General features: G+C 67.5%; 11 protein-coding genes. 3 read left to right on the top strand and 8 right to left on the bottom strand.

Annotated elements, in window-relative coordinates:
- Positions 1 to 117: 117 nt before the first annotated feature.
- From M8R19_RS32010 to M8R19_RS32000, 3 genes are all read right to left on the bottom strand, one after another.
- Positions 118 to 2,376 carry a xanthine dehydrogenase family protein molybdopterin-binding subunit gene (locus tag M8R19_RS32010; protein WP_249920012.1) on the bottom strand — a complete coding sequence of 753 codons (2,259 nt, stop codon included), beginning with the start codon at positions 2,374 to 2,376 and terminating at the stop codon, positions 118 to 120.
- A gap of 11 nt (positions 2,377 to 2,387) precedes the next feature.
- A complete protein-coding gene (locus M8R19_RS32005; protein WP_043272645.1) occupies positions 2,388 to 2,846 on the bottom strand; it encodes a (2Fe-2S)-binding protein in 459 nt (152 codons plus the stop codon).
- Between the two features lie 753 nt (positions 2,847 to 3,599).
- Positions 3,600 to 4,619 (bottom strand): zinc-dependent alcohol dehydrogenase family protein, encoded by a 1,020-nt coding sequence (locus M8R19_RS32000; protein ID WP_074986385.1) that lies wholly within the window; start codon positions 4,617 to 4,619, stop codon positions 3,600 to 3,602.
- A 293-nt stretch (positions 4,620 to 4,912) separates the two neighbouring features.
- Here M8R19_RS32000 and M8R19_RS31995 point away from each other — a divergent pair, with 293 nt between their 5' ends.
- Both M8R19_RS31995 and M8R19_RS31990 read left to right on the top strand, forming a co-directional pair.
- Positions 4,913 to 5,830, top strand: a complete 918-nt coding sequence (locus M8R19_RS31995) for a LysR family transcriptional regulator (RefSeq protein ID WP_074986388.1) — start codon at positions 4,913 to 4,915, stop codon at positions 5,828 to 5,830.
- 73 nt (positions 5,831 to 5,903) lie between these two features.
- On the top strand, positions 5,904 to 6,470 hold the full coding sequence (locus tag M8R19_RS31990; protein ID WP_249920011.1) for a TetR/AcrR family transcriptional regulator: 567 nt from the start codon (positions 5,904 to 5,906) through the stop codon (positions 6,468 to 6,470).
- A gap of 446 nt (positions 6,471 to 6,916) precedes the next feature.
- On the opposite strand, the gene M8R19_RS31985 is transcribed toward M8R19_RS31990, so the two are convergent.
- Positions 6,917 to 7,711, bottom strand: a complete 795-nt coding sequence (locus tag M8R19_RS31985) for an SDR family NAD(P)-dependent oxidoreductase (RefSeq protein WP_074986394.1) — start codon at positions 7,709 to 7,711, stop codon at positions 6,917 to 6,919.
- An 80-nt stretch (positions 7,712 to 7,791) separates the two neighbouring features.
- On the opposite strand from M8R19_RS31985, the gene M8R19_RS33615 reads away from it, so the two are divergent.
- Positions 7,792 to 8,178 carry a PSPA7_2676 family Cys-rich small protein gene (locus M8R19_RS33615; RefSeq protein ID WP_502943041.1) on the top strand — a complete coding sequence of 129 codons (387 nt, stop codon included), beginning with the start codon at positions 7,792 to 7,794 and terminating at the stop codon, positions 8,176 to 8,178.
- A 44-nt stretch (positions 8,179 to 8,222) separates the two neighbouring features.
- Here the strand turns inward: M8R19_RS33615 and peaD are convergent, their stop codons facing one another.
- The 4 genes from peaD to peaA form a co-directional block, all read right to left on the bottom strand.
- Positions 8,223 to 9,344: a quinohemoprotein amine dehydrogenase subunit beta gene (gene peaD / locus M8R19_RS31980; RefSeq protein WP_249920010.1), complete on the bottom strand. Its 1,122-nt coding sequence runs from the start codon at positions 9,342 to 9,344 to the stop codon at positions 8,223 to 8,225.
- 29 nt (positions 9,345 to 9,373) lie between these two features.
- Complete coding sequence (qhpC, locus tag M8R19_RS31975) at positions 9,374 to 9,697, bottom strand: quinohemoprotein amine dehydrogenase subunit gamma (RefSeq protein WP_009620363.1); 324 nt, start codon at positions 9,695 to 9,697, stop codon at positions 9,374 to 9,376.
- A gap of 1 nt (position 9,698) precedes the next feature.
- Positions 9,699 to 11,129: a quinohemoprotein amine dehydrogenase maturation protein gene (peaB, locus tag M8R19_RS31970; protein WP_249920009.1), complete on the bottom strand. Its 1,431-nt coding sequence runs from the start codon at positions 11,127 to 11,129 to the stop codon at positions 9,699 to 9,701.
- A gap of 77 nt (positions 11,130 to 11,206) precedes the next feature.
- A complete protein-coding gene (gene peaA, locus M8R19_RS31965; RefSeq protein WP_502943080.1) occupies positions 11,207 to 12,730 on the bottom strand; it encodes a quinohemoprotein amine dehydrogenase subunit alpha in 1,524 nt (507 codons plus the stop codon).
- Positions 12,731 to 12,959 lie beyond the last annotated feature (229 nt).

The raw sequence follows: 12,959 nt of genomic DNA, 5'->3' as shown, positions 1-12,959 counted from the left end.
GACGCCTGCCGACAAGGATACCTGCCTTGGCGCGGCCGCGCCGGAAATATCGGGTGCCGGCCGCGGAAAAGACAACGGCCCGCAGCACGAGGCAACGGGCCGCCCTCAGCACCGGCCTCAGGCCTGCAGCTGGTTGCCGATCGGCAGGTTGCGGATGCGCTTGCCGGTGGCCGCCGCCAGGGCATTGGCCAGGGCCGGCGCCGCCGGCGGCACGCCGGGCTCGCCGACGCCGGTGGGCGCCTCGCTGGACGGCACTATGTGCACCTCCACCGCCGGCATCTCGTTGATCCGCAGCACCTGGAAGTCGTGGAAGTTGGACTGCTCGACCACGCCCTCCTTGAGGGTGATGGCGCTGTGCAGGGCCATGGCCAGGCCGTAGCCGATGCCGCCTTCCATCTGCGCGCGGATCACGTCCGGGTTGATCGCCAGGCCGCAGTCCACGGCGCAGACCACGCGGTCGATGCGGAAGCTCTTGTCGGCCTTCACCGTGACTTCCACCACCTGCGCCACGAAGCTGCCGAAGGACTCGTGCACGGCGATCCCGCGGCCGCGCTTCTCGCCTTCCCCGCCGGCCTTCAGCGGCTGCTTCCAGCCGGCCTTGTCGGCCACCAGATCGAGCACGCCCAGGTGCCGCGGGTGTTTTTCCAGCAGGGCGCGGCGGAATTCGTAGGGGTCCTTGCCGGCGGCCACCGCGGCTTCGTCGATCAGCGTTTCGGTGGAATAAGCCGTGTGGGTGTGGCCCACCGAGCGCCACCACTGGGTCGGCACCTTGACCTCCGGCACCAGGGTCTGCTCCACGTGCAGGTTGGGCACCGCATAGGGCAGGTCCGCTGCGCCCTCCACCGCCACCTGGTCGATGCCGTCCTTGACCATCACCTTCTCGAAGGCCGTGCCGACCATGAACGACTGCCCCACCAGATGCTGCTCCCAGCCCACCAGGTTGCCCTGCCCATCCAGCGCCAGGCGCGCGCTGTGCAGGAAGGCCGGGCGGTAGTAGCCGCCGCGGGTGTCGTCCTCACGGGTCCAGACCATCTTCACCGGCCCCTTGTGGCCGTGCTCGCGGGCCGCCTTGGCGATCGAGACGGCCTCCAGCACATAGTCCGAGTGCGGGTTGGCGCGGCGGCCGAAGCTGCCGCCGGCGTACAGCTGGGTGATCGAGACCTTCTCCGGGGCGATGCCCAGCAACTGCCCGACCGCCATCTGGTCGCCGGTCTGCCACTGCTCGCCGTTCCAGATCTCGCAGGCGCCGTCGGAGAGCTTGACCACGCAGTTCAGCGGCTCCATGGAGGCATGGGCCAGGAATGGGAACTGGTACTGCGCCTCGATCAGCTTGGCCGGCTTGTCCAGCGCCTTGGCGATGTCGCCCTCGTTGCGCGCCACCACGCCGGGCTTGGCCGCCAGTTCCTGGTACCTGGCGAAGATTTCGGCGCTGCCCATGCGGAAGGCGTTGCTCTCGTCCCACTCCACCTGCAGGGCGTCACGCCCCTGGCGCGCCGCCCAGGTGTTCTTCGCCAGCACGGCGACGCCGGCGAAGCGCGAGTCGCTGCCCGGGAACTGCACCACCGCCACCACGCCGGGCACGGCCTTGGCCTTGCTGTCGTCGACCTTCGCCGGCACCCCGCCGAAGCGCGGCGGGTGCGCCACCACGGCCACCAGCATGTCCGGCAGGTGCACGTCCTGGGTGAAGCGCGCCTGGCCGTCGGTCTTGTCCTGGCTGTCCTTGCGCGGCAGTTTCACCTGGCCGATCAGCTTGAAGTCCTCCGGCGCCTTGAGCTTCACCTCCGCCGGCACCGGCTGTCTGGCCGCCGCCTCGGCCAGTTGGCCGAACCCGGCCTTGTGCCCGGAAGCCTTATGCTCGACCACGCCGTCGTGCACCTCGATCTGCTCGGCCGGCACCTTCCACTGCTGCGCCGCCGCTGCCACCAGCATGGCCCGGGCCGTGGCCCCGGCCTTGCGCATCTGCTCGAAGGAGTTGGCCATGGCGCTGCTGCCGCCGGTGCCCTGCAGGGTGCCGAAGGCCAGGTTGGCGTAGCGCTTGGCGTCGGCCGGGGCGCCTTCGACGCGGACCTTGCTCCAGTCGGCGTCCAGCTCCTCGGCCAGCAGGGTGGCCAGGCCGGTGTAGCTGCCCTGCCCCATTTCCACGTGCTTGGCGATCACCGTTACCGTGCCGTCCGGGGCGATACGCACGAAGGCGTTGGGCTCGAAGGCCTTGGCCGCGGCGGCCTGCGGGTCGCCGAAACGGCCCAGCAGCGGCGCGAAGTAGATGCCCAGGGCCAGGCCGCCGGCGCCACGCAGGAAATGCCGGCGGCTGACGTTGAGGATGCCGTCGCCGGCGTCTTCCGGCTCACGGCTGGCTCGTTGCTGCAGGTCTGCCATGTCGCGCCTCCTCAGGCCAGGTTCTGTGCGGCTTCGTGGATGGCCGCGCGGATGCGTACGTAGGTGGCGCAGCGGCAGATGTTGCCACTCATGGCCGCGTCTATGTCGGCGTCGCTGGGGCTCTTGTTGCCGGCCAGCAGCGCCGTGGCCGACATGATCTGGCCGGACTGGCAGTAGCCGCACTGCACCACGTCCAGCTTGCGCCAGGCCTCCTGCACCGCCTTGCCGGCGGCCTGCTCGGCCACCGCCTCGATGGTGGTGACCTGCTTGCCGGCCACCGCCGCCAGGGGGGTCACGCAGGAGCGCGTGGGCTGGCCGTCGACGTGCACGGTGCAGGCCCCGCACAGGGCCATGCCGCAGCCATACTTGGTGCCGGTGAGCAAGGCGACGTCGCGCAGCGCCCAGAGCAGGGGCATTTCCCCGGGCGCGTCGAATTCGTGGTCCTTGCCGTTGAGTTTCAGCTTGATCATCAGGCGCTCACCTCTTTGTTCGGGTGATGTGGAAGTCCGGAGCCAAGGCCGCTCCGTGGGGAATGGATTCAGCCTAGGCGCTTCCCTGGCCGAATGCCGCGACGATACGGGAAAACCCCGCCCAGTGGCTTGCCCGGTCCTGCGCAGGCTTGCCCGATCCTGCGCTGGATGCGGCCCACCCACGCCATTCCTTGCAGGAGCGGACCTTGTCCGCGATAGCCGGAGGTCCCGGCGCGATTCGCGGATGAGATCCGCTCCTACAGGTTGCTTCGCGCCGTGCCCCTTGTAGGAGCGCGCCCTGCGCGCGAATCGCGGGCAGGGCCCGCTCCTACAGGTCTCCGGGAGGCACAGCATGTCCCCGTAGGAGCGGACCTTGTCCGCGATAGCCGGAGGTCCCGGCGCGATTCGCGGATGAGATCCGCTCCTACGGGTTGCCTCGCGCCATGCCCCTTGTAGGAGCGCGCCCTGCGCGCGAATCGCGGGCAGGGCCCGCTCCTACAGGTCTCCGGGAGGCACAGCATGTCCCCGTAGGAGCGGACCTTGTCCGCGATAGTCGGAGGTCCTGGCGCGATTCGCGGATGAGATCCGCTCCTACGGGTTGCCTCGCGCCGTGCCCCTTGTAGGAGCGCGCCCTGCGCGCGATTCTCGGGCAGGGCCCGCTCCTACAGGTTTGGCGCTCCTACGAAAAACGGGGACGCAGAAACACCGAAGCCACTCCGGGGAGTGGCTTCTGGCATCGCGCGGGCAGGCGGGTCAGTCGGCGACCTTCATCACCACCCGGCCGCCGCCGGGGCAGCTTTCCATGTAGTTGCTGGCCTCGCGGAACTTGGCGAAGTCGAAGACCTTGTCGATGCTCGGCTTGAGCAACTGGTCGGCGGTCATCTGGTTGATCGCCTGCAGCGCCCGCTGCACCGCCTCGTCGTTGCGCGTCAGGCCGATTTCCGGCTGGCCGGTGAAGTCCAGCACGCAGTGGCGGTAGAACTGCAGGTGCTTCTTGAAGGCCGCGCAGGCCGGGAAGGTGGCGTCGTTGCCGCCGTTGATACCGTAGAGGATCAGCTTGCCGCGCGGCGCGGCGACGTCGCCCAGCAGCTTCATCTGCGGGCCGGCGCACTGGTCCAGGACCACTTCCACGCCCTTGCCGTCGGTGAAGCGCTCGACTTCCAGCACCAGGTCCTGCTCCTCGGTGTAGATCACCTTGTCGGCGCCCAGGCTGCGGATGAAGTCGCGGGTGTTCTCGTGGCTGGTGGTGGCGATGACCTTGGCGCCCAGGGCCTTGGCCAGCTGGATCGACTGCGGCGCCAGGCAGTGCCCGGCCTCGGTGATCAGTACGTGCTGGCCCGGCTGCAGCCTGGCCAGCTCGACCAGGGCGAAGTAGGCGTACAGCAGGCCGGTGTAGTGCACCGCGGCCTCGACGGGGCTCAGGTTGTCCGGGTAGCGCGTCAGCGAGGTGCGCGGCATCACCACGTAATCGCCCCAGGCCGGGTACTGGTTCGGCGAGTCGGCCGGGAAGCTGGCCACGGCCATGCCGGGCGCAAGATCGGTGACGTTCGCGCCCACCGCCTCGACCACGCCGGCCAGTTCGTAGCCGATCCCGGCGGGCAGCTGGGCCTGGTCGGGCGCCAGGTTCTGCCGCCAGAGCACGTCGCGCCAGCTCACGCCCAGCGCCTGGGTGCGGATCAGGACTTCATCCGGCCCCGGTTGCGGGGTCGGGACTTCCTCGAGTTTGAGTACCGAGGCATCACCGAACTGGTGGAATCGGATCATGCGGGACATCACATACCTCGCCTTTGATGCTTTATAGCCACGGACTCTATCCGGGCTTTCTTGTGCTTGCTACCCACCGCTATCGATAGTCGACATAAATGCCGATGATTCCGCAGGCATATCGATCGCGCAGGCCGGAGCGCCAGGCAACGCCCGAAAAATACGGCTGCGCAGTAGGGAAGGATAACGGCAATGAAGCGTCTTGCTAAGGAAGAATGCGGAAAATGATCAAGGACTTATCCGTCAGACCTTGACGCCAGACGCGCCGCGCTTCACTTTTCCCCCATCGTCAGGGAGCCCCCATGAACCGCAACGACCTCCGCAAGGTTGACCTCAACCTGTTGATCGTCTTCGAAACGCTGATGCACGAGCGCAGCGTGACCCGCGCCGCCGAGAAGCTGTTCCTCGGCCAGCCGGCGATCAGCGCGGCCCTGGCGCGCCTGCGCAACCTGTTCGACGACCCGCTGTTCGTCCGCACCGGCCGCAGCATGGAGCCCACCGCGCGGGCCCAGGAGATCTTCGGCCACCTGTCGCCGGCGCTGGACTCCATCTCCACCGCCCTGAGCCGCGCCGCCGACTTCGACCCGGCCACCAGCAAGTCGGTGTTCCGCATCGGCCTGTCCGACGACGTCGAGTTCGGCCTACTGCCGGCGCTGCTGCGCCGGTTGCGCTCCGAGGCGCCGGGCATCGTCCTGGTGGTGCGCCGCGCCAACTACCTGCTGATGCCGCAGTTGCTGGCCTCCGGCGAGATTTCCGCGGGCGTCAGCTACACCGACGAGCTGCCGGCCAACGCCAAGCGCAAGACCCTGCGCCGCAGCAAGTGGAAGGTGCTGCGCGCCGACTCGGTGCCCGGCCAGCTGAGCCTGGACGACTACTGCACCCGGCCCCACGCCATGGTGTCCTACGCCGGCGACCTGGAGGGCTTCGTCGACGAACAGCTGGCGACCCTCGACCGCAAGCGCCAGGTGGTGCTGGCGGTGCCGCAGTTCAACGGCCTGGGGGCGCTGCTCGCCGGCACCGACCTGATCGCCACCGTGCCGGACTACGCGGCCCTGGCGCTGACCGCCGCCGGCGGCCTGCGCGCCGAGGAACCGCCCTTCACCCCGCGCCCGGCGGAGCTGTCGATGGTCTGGCGCGGCGCCCAGGACAACGACCCGGCCGAACGCTGGCTGCGCTCGCGCATCAGCATGTTCGTCGGCGATCCCGACAGCCTTGTCTGAAGTCCTACGACGCAGGATCGGTCCTGGGGGTTAGAATGACGACCGACATGTCATTCAGCCCGGGAACACGCCCATGCGCTACTCCGAAGACCACAAGGCCCAGACGCGCCAGCGCATCATCGACGAGGCCTCGCGGCGTTTCCGCAGCGAAGGCGTGGAAGCCACCGGTCTGCAGACGCTGATGAAGGCCCTGGGGCTGACCCACGGCGGCTTCTACGCGCACTTCAAGTCCAAGGAAGAACTGGTGGAGATTGCCCTGCAGGCGGCCTCCGAGCAGCTCGCCGAAGTGGCCGGCAAGACCTTCGGCGGCCCGGACGCGCTGGCGAACTTCATCGACGACTACCTCTCCGAGCAGCACCGCGACCACCCCGAGCGCGGCTGCCCCTTCCCCACCCTGAGCGCCGAACTGGGCGCCCGCGGCAAGCCCAGCCCGACTACCGACCTGGCCCTTATCCAGCGCCTGGAGCGTCTGGAGAAGGTTCTGCCCGAGGGCCATGAGCCGGACCAGGCGGTGGCGACACTGGCGACGCTGGTCGGCGCACTGCTGCTGTCGCGCAGTGTGGCCGATCCGGCGTTGTCCGGGCGCATTCTGGAAAGCACCAAGCGCTATCTCAAGCGCGATGTTGCAGGCGAACTGTAGGAGCGGATCTCATCCGCGAACCGCGCCGATATGTCCGGCTATCGCGGACAAGGTCCGCTCCTACGGGAAACGCGGTGTTCTCGGCCAGTGTAGGAGCGGGCCCTGCCCGCGATTTCGCGCGCAGGGCGCGCTCCTACAGGGGAATTCGCCGGCAGCGTTGGCGCCTCGGGTTGACTCCGCTCCCTCTCCCCAACCCTCGGCTGCGCGCCCCGCCCTGAAGGGAGAGGGGGCTTGTCCGTGCCGAGAAAAGATTTGGTGTCAGCCGGCAACTCGGTACAAGCCGGCTAACGCCGAACTATCAGCATCTGCCCAACGGTCCCCTCTCCCTTCAGGGAGAGGGTTAGGGAGAGGGCGTTCTCAAGCCCCGCACCCGCAACGCCAGGCAAAACACCGTTCGCGAGCAAGCTCGCTCCTACGAAAAGCCGCGCGCTCCGGAATGCCCCGGCTCAATCCACCTGCACCCCATACCGCTCCGCCGGCAGGCGCCCGGAGAGCAATGGCGCCAGGTTCTGCCGGGCGCGGGTGTAGGCTTCGAAGTCCTGCATGTCGGGCAATGCCGGGATGGTGATGACCTCGCCCTGGGCCAGGCCGGCCAGGGCGGCGTCGACCATGTGGCCGACTTCCATGAGGATGTCTTCCGGCACGTCGGTGCCCGAGCGGTCCCAGATTTCCGTGCGGGTCGCGCCCGGCAGCACCGCCTGCACGCGCACGCCCAGGGGCGCCAGTTCCTGCTGCATGGAGATGCTCAGGTTGAGCAGGAAGGCCTTGGTGCCGCTGTACACGCCGTTGAACTGCTCCGGCGCCAGGGCCAGGATCGAGGTGAGGTTGATGATGGTGCCCCGCCCCTTCGCGGCGAAGGCCTTGGCCGCGCAGCCGGCCAGGCGCGCCGAGGCCAGCACGTTGAGGGTGATCATCTGTTCCAGCTGGTCCAGCCCCGCCTCCACCATGCTGCCCTTGACCGCCATCCCGGCGTTGTTCACCAGCATGTCGATCTCGGCATCCGCCACGAGGCGCGTTTCCACCCGGGCGCGTTCCTTCGGCTGGGTCAGGTCCGCCGGCAGGATGTCGACGTCCACTCCGTACTCGGCCTGCAGGCAGGCGGCCAGGGCCATCAGGCGCTCGCGGTCGCGAGCCACCAGCAGCAGGTCGTGGCCCCGCGACGCCAGGCGCTGGGCGTAGGCCGCGCCTATGCCGGCGGAAGCGCCGGTCACCAGCGCGCGGCCGTTCTTGTTCTTGCTCATTGCTTCACCCCGGGCCCTCGTGGCCCCCATCGTTCGAAACCTGGCGCCCGCACCGGGTGCGGAACCGCCGCCACCCCCGGATGCTAGGGATATACCTCGGCGGGTCAATCGACCGAAAAGGCGACACCAGTTGGAGCGATAGGGCCGCGCAGCCCCGTCCCACGGGCCCTGCGACGATTAGATTGCCCATTCTAGAGCGCCGGGCGGATGCTGGCCGCGACCGTCGCCAGACAAGAACAAGCCGGGACGATCCGAACCCACGCTGCCTGTTCTGCGGTCGGGAGCCATTCCCGACGGGAGGTCTCATGCGATTACGTTGCTTTTTCCTGGGCTGCCGCTGGAGCGAAGGCGTGCCCACCCGAGTCGGCGAGGTGCTGATGCTCTATCAGCGCTGCAGCCATTGCGGCGCACAACGCTACCTGAGCGCGGAGGAAGAGGAGCCGGAGGTCGTCGACCCCGGCGCCTGAAAAAAGCCCGACCAGGCGCCGCCAACAGGCGGCGCCCGGCGTTTTCAGCGGATGAAAGCCTGGCTGGTGGTGATCGCCATGTCGCCGCCGGGCAGCTTCAGGTCGCCGATGCGCTCCAGGCTGTCAGCGTCGAAGATCGCCACGTCGTTCAGGGTGCCGGTCAGGTACAGCTTGGTGCCGGCCTTGTTGGCGGTCAGGCAGTAGTAGGAGTGGTCGAGGCTGGCGGCCTTCTCCAGCTTCTGCGCCTTGATGTCGTACTTGACCAGGCGGTTGAGCACGCCATACATCACGTTGCGGTCCTTCGGCGAGCGGATGCCGCTGAAGTACACCTCGGTGACCGGGCCGAAGTCCACGGTCTCGGTCTTGCCGGTGGCCAGGTCGATGTTGAAGAAGCCGTACAGGTAGTCGGCGGTGGCCGGGTCCTGCTTGGCGTCCTTGAACTTCGCGGTGGTGTACAGCAGCGAGAAATCACGCGGGTAGGTCTGCTGGTTCCACACGTAGAGCACGTCCGGCGGCGCGTAGTTCGGGCGCTTCCAGTTGCGGCTGGGGATCAGCACGTCGAACTTGCCGGTCTTCACGTCCACCTTGTAGATGTCCGGGCCGGCCACGTACAGGGTGCCATCGTCGCCGGTCTGCATGATGGTCAGCTGGCGCGGCGCCGGGAAGGTGCGGATCGGCTTGGCGTCCATGCCACCGTCGGCGGCGTAGACCTGCAGGCGCGGCTGCTGCACCTCGTAGTGTTCGGCGAGGATCAGCGTCGGGTTGGCGATGGCGTAGATCTCCTTGCCGTCGTGGCTGACGGTCATGGAGAACATCGAGCGCGCGTTCTCGCCCGCCTTCTGCGCGATGGTGGCGTGGAACACCGGCTTGCAGTCGTCCAGCTGCAGGCCGTAGATGTCCGCGTAGTGATTGCTCAGCACGTAGGCGATCTTGCGGTCGGGCGACAGCTGGATCATGCCCGGGCCATAGGCGCCGGGAATGGTGCAGGTCTTGTAGAGCTTGTCGGTCTGCATGTCGATGACGTGCAGGTTGTTCGGGTAGTTGGTGGACACCAGGTACTCGTGGCCACTTTCCAGGGCCTTGTCCTCGTTGGCGGCGGCTGCGGCGTGCAGCGCGCAGGCCAGCGAGAGGCCACCGAGGACGGCGGCGAATGCTTTTCTGGACATGCAGTGCTTCCTCTTGTTCTTCTGTCCGCTCATTTGTCGTCCGGGAATACGGTGCCGAGGTTGCGCCAGTTCTCCGCGGAGGCCTGCGCGTCCTTGTTCCAGTCGGGGTAGGTGCTCATCATGTCCGGCACCTGGGCCGGCCACCAGCAGGGGTCGGAGCAGCCGTAGAGGTCGGCTTCCATCGGCTGGCACAGCGAGGAAACCCCGCCGAACACGTCGATCTCCCAGCCCGGGTCGGTGGTGGAGGCGCAGCCGGCGACCGAGTTCATCGCCACCACGTCCTCGATGCGGTCCTCGGCGGCGGCCTGCTCCAGCTGCTGCGCCTTGTTGTTGATCGCTTTGAGATGTTTCATGTCAGTGCGCCTTCCGCGGAGTGATGTGGCGGTCGATGAAGCTGGGGTTCGAAGCCATGATCCGGCTGTAGACCTCGATGCCGAAGTCCACCCAGTCCCTCATCAGTTCGCAGTAGTGGTAGGTGGGGTGCGCCGGGTCGCCATAGCGCGCGTAGCTCTCGTGGTAGCAGCCGCCGGAACACAGGTTGCGGATGCGGCAGCTGGCGCAGCCGGTGTCGGTGCGATCCAGGCGCTGGGAGAGGAACTCGTTCAGCTCGGCCTGCTTCACCCCGTTGTGCACGTTGCCGAAGGTCGGCAGCGACGAGCCGGTGAAGCGGTGGCACAGGTTCAGCTCACCCTTGTGGTCCACTGCCAGCATCTTCAGCCCGGCGCCGCACGGCAGGGCCTTCTTCTGCCCCTCGTGGATGTCGGTGATCAGCTGGTGCAGGTTGGAGAAGCCGATGTTGCGCCCCTCCAGCGCCTCCGCCAGGTAGCGGCGGCCCAGGGCCTTCATGTTGACGAAGACCTGCTGCAACTCCTCGCTGGTGAGGTTGTAGCTGCTGATGTCGCCCGAGGTCACCGGGGCGAAGCCGACTTCGGCGAAGCCCATCTCGTTGAACAGGTGGTTCCAGATGGTCTCGACGTCGGTGACGCCGGTGGTCAGGGTCACCCGCGCGCCCACCGGGCGGCTGGTGTAGCGCGACAGCAGCATGTCGGCCTTGCGCCGCACCACGTCATAGGTACCCTGCCCGCCCACTGTGATGCGGTTGCGGTCGTGCACCGTCTTGGGCCCGTCGATGCTGATGGAAAGCCCGAAACGGTGGGCGTTCAGCCAGTCGGCGATTTCCTCGGTGAGCAGCGTGGCGTTGGTGGTCATGACGAAATCGACCTGCTTGCCCAGCTCGCCGAAGCGGCGCTCGCAGTAGGCCACCATGTGCTCGATCAGCGGGCGGTTGGACAGCGGCTCGCCGCCGAAGAACACCACGGTGTAGCGCTTCTCGTCGGGCGATTCCTTGAGCAGCATCTCCACCGAGGCTTCGGCGGTTTCCGCGCCCATCTTCTTGCCGGCCGAGGGCTTGTCCAGGTCTTCCTTGTAGCAGTAGGTGCAACTGAGGTTACAGCCAGTGTTGACGTTCAGCACCACGGTGTTTAGCGCCGTGCGATCAACTTTCTTGATGCCAATTTCAGGGGTGAGCGGCGAGCCGTCGCTGACCAGCTCCAGCGCGATCAGCTCGCGCAGGGTCTCGTCGATCTCGTTGGCTTCGAAGCGCCCGGCCAGGCGCTGCGTCAGCTCGTCCGGCGAGCAGGCATGCCCACGCAGGGCATCGATGATCCCGCCGGTCAGTTCGTCGCTGGCGAACAGCGACGAACTGGGGATGTGGAACAACAGGCGGTCGGCGTCCACCCGCACTTCGTGCAGGTTGCGTTCGACCAGATTCAAGATGGCGCCCATGGCGACCTCCCGGAACTTGCTTGGTACGCCCCGCCCGCGGGCGGGGGTTCATGCGTTCAGTTCATCCCACCCCGGCTCTACGGGATCGGCGGGTTGTTCCAGCGCTGCACGGTGACGATCATGTGGCCTTCGCCCTGGTGCGTCTTGCCGGCGTCGTCCACGGCGGCGATCACCTTCAGGTTGCCGGCGTTGTTGGTCATCATCTTGCGCTCGGGGTTGGGACCGGCGTCGCCCGGGGTGAAGATGCCGGTGTCGGCGTCCATCACACCTGCGAACTTGACGTCCTGGTCTTCCTTGGCGCGGTCGTCGAAGGGCTCCACCGACCACTTGGCCGGGAACACGCCGATGCGGAACGGCTTGCCGTCGGCGCCCTTGCCCCAGGCCTCGGCGTCGAAGCTGCCCTTCACCTTGGGCGTGGAACCGCCGTTGCCGCCGATGCGCGAGACGGAGAACTCCGGCACCACCTTGACCTCGGCTATGTCCTGGTAGACCGCCAGGCTGCCGCCCTTGGCGCTGCCGACGCTGACTTCGCGCTCGCCGGCCGCGGCCGAGGCGTCGGCCTTGACCTTCACGGTCACGCGCTCGGGGGTTTCCGACACCACGGAGACCACCTCCACGCCCTTGCCGAACGACGGCTTGCCCTTCAGGCCGCTGCCGATGACGCGCACCTCGGCCTCGCTGCCAGCCTTGAGGAACGCCGGCTGCACGCCCAGCACGTGGCTGGTGCCCTTCTGCGAGGCGACGAAGTCCAGGCCGCGCTCGTCATGGGCCTTGTCGAACATGCGGCCCTGCATCTGGCCCTTGAGCGCAGCGAACACCTGACGCAGGGTCACGTCGCCCACGGTGACGTTGCCGCGCCACTCGTAGCCGTTGTACAGCACCGCACTGCCTTCGCCGTTGAACGGCGTGCCGTCGGCGTACTGGCCCTTGACGCTGACCTTGAACTGGTCGTCCGCGCCGCCGGAAACGCTCATGGTGCCGGCCACGTCGCCCTTGCCCGGCATGTGCCCGGCGAAGCTCCACTCCCCGGCCAGGGACTCGGCCTTCGGCCGGCTCTTCTGCCAGTCGTTCCAGGCCTTGGTGTCCAGCGGGTAGCGCTTGGCCAGCTCGGGGACCATCTCCTTCTTCGCCAGGTCGAACCAGTCGCGGTCGCGGGACAGCGCCTGGTACTCCAGCGACGGCCAGCGGCCCAGGTGGAAGTTCACCAGCTTCTCCCACTCCGCCGCCGGGCGACGCTGCAGGGCGATGCGCGCGGCCGAGTGGCAGCGGGCGCACATCTGCTCGAAGTTGCTATCGAAGTGCTCGACGGTGTTCAGCCGGCGCTCCAGGGCGTAGCGCACGCCGTCGGTCTCGCTGGGCGCCAGGCCCTGCTTGTCGGCGAGGAACTTGACCACCGCGCGGCGATCCTCGTCGCTGATCTTCAGCCCGTACATCACCTGCATCCGCGCGATGCTCATCAGCCAGCCCTCCGGCGTCTTGCGCTGGTGGCTGATGCGGCTCAGGGAATTGTTGCCCTCAGGGGTGTGGCACGCCATGCACTTGGCGTTGATGATGGTCTGGCCATCGGCGGCGTGGGCCGGCTGCTGCAGCGCCATGGCCATTGCGGCCAGGGTTCCGGCGCCCAGGTAGTGCCGAAGTCGTGTCATCTTCAAGATCAGGCCTCCTCGGTGTTTCTTGTTGAAATTGTTCTGTGCCCACCGCTGGGCGAACAGCTGGTTCCGTCTAGCTCTCCAGCTGTTTAGCAGGTTGTGTGCCACTACTTTGGAGGCCCCGTCGAATCAGGCTTTCGACGGGTTTCCGGGCCACCCTGCGACAAGTTGGCACGTCTAA

The sequence above is a fragment of the Pseudomonas sp. R3.Fl genome (genome assembly GCF_023516765.1).
Classification (GTDB): domain Bacteria; phylum Pseudomonadota; class Gammaproteobacteria; order Pseudomonadales; family Pseudomonadaceae; genus Pseudomonas; species Pseudomonas citronellolis.
Note: the sequence above shows the minus strand (reverse complement) of the source record. Positions and strands in the feature narration are given on the sequence as shown.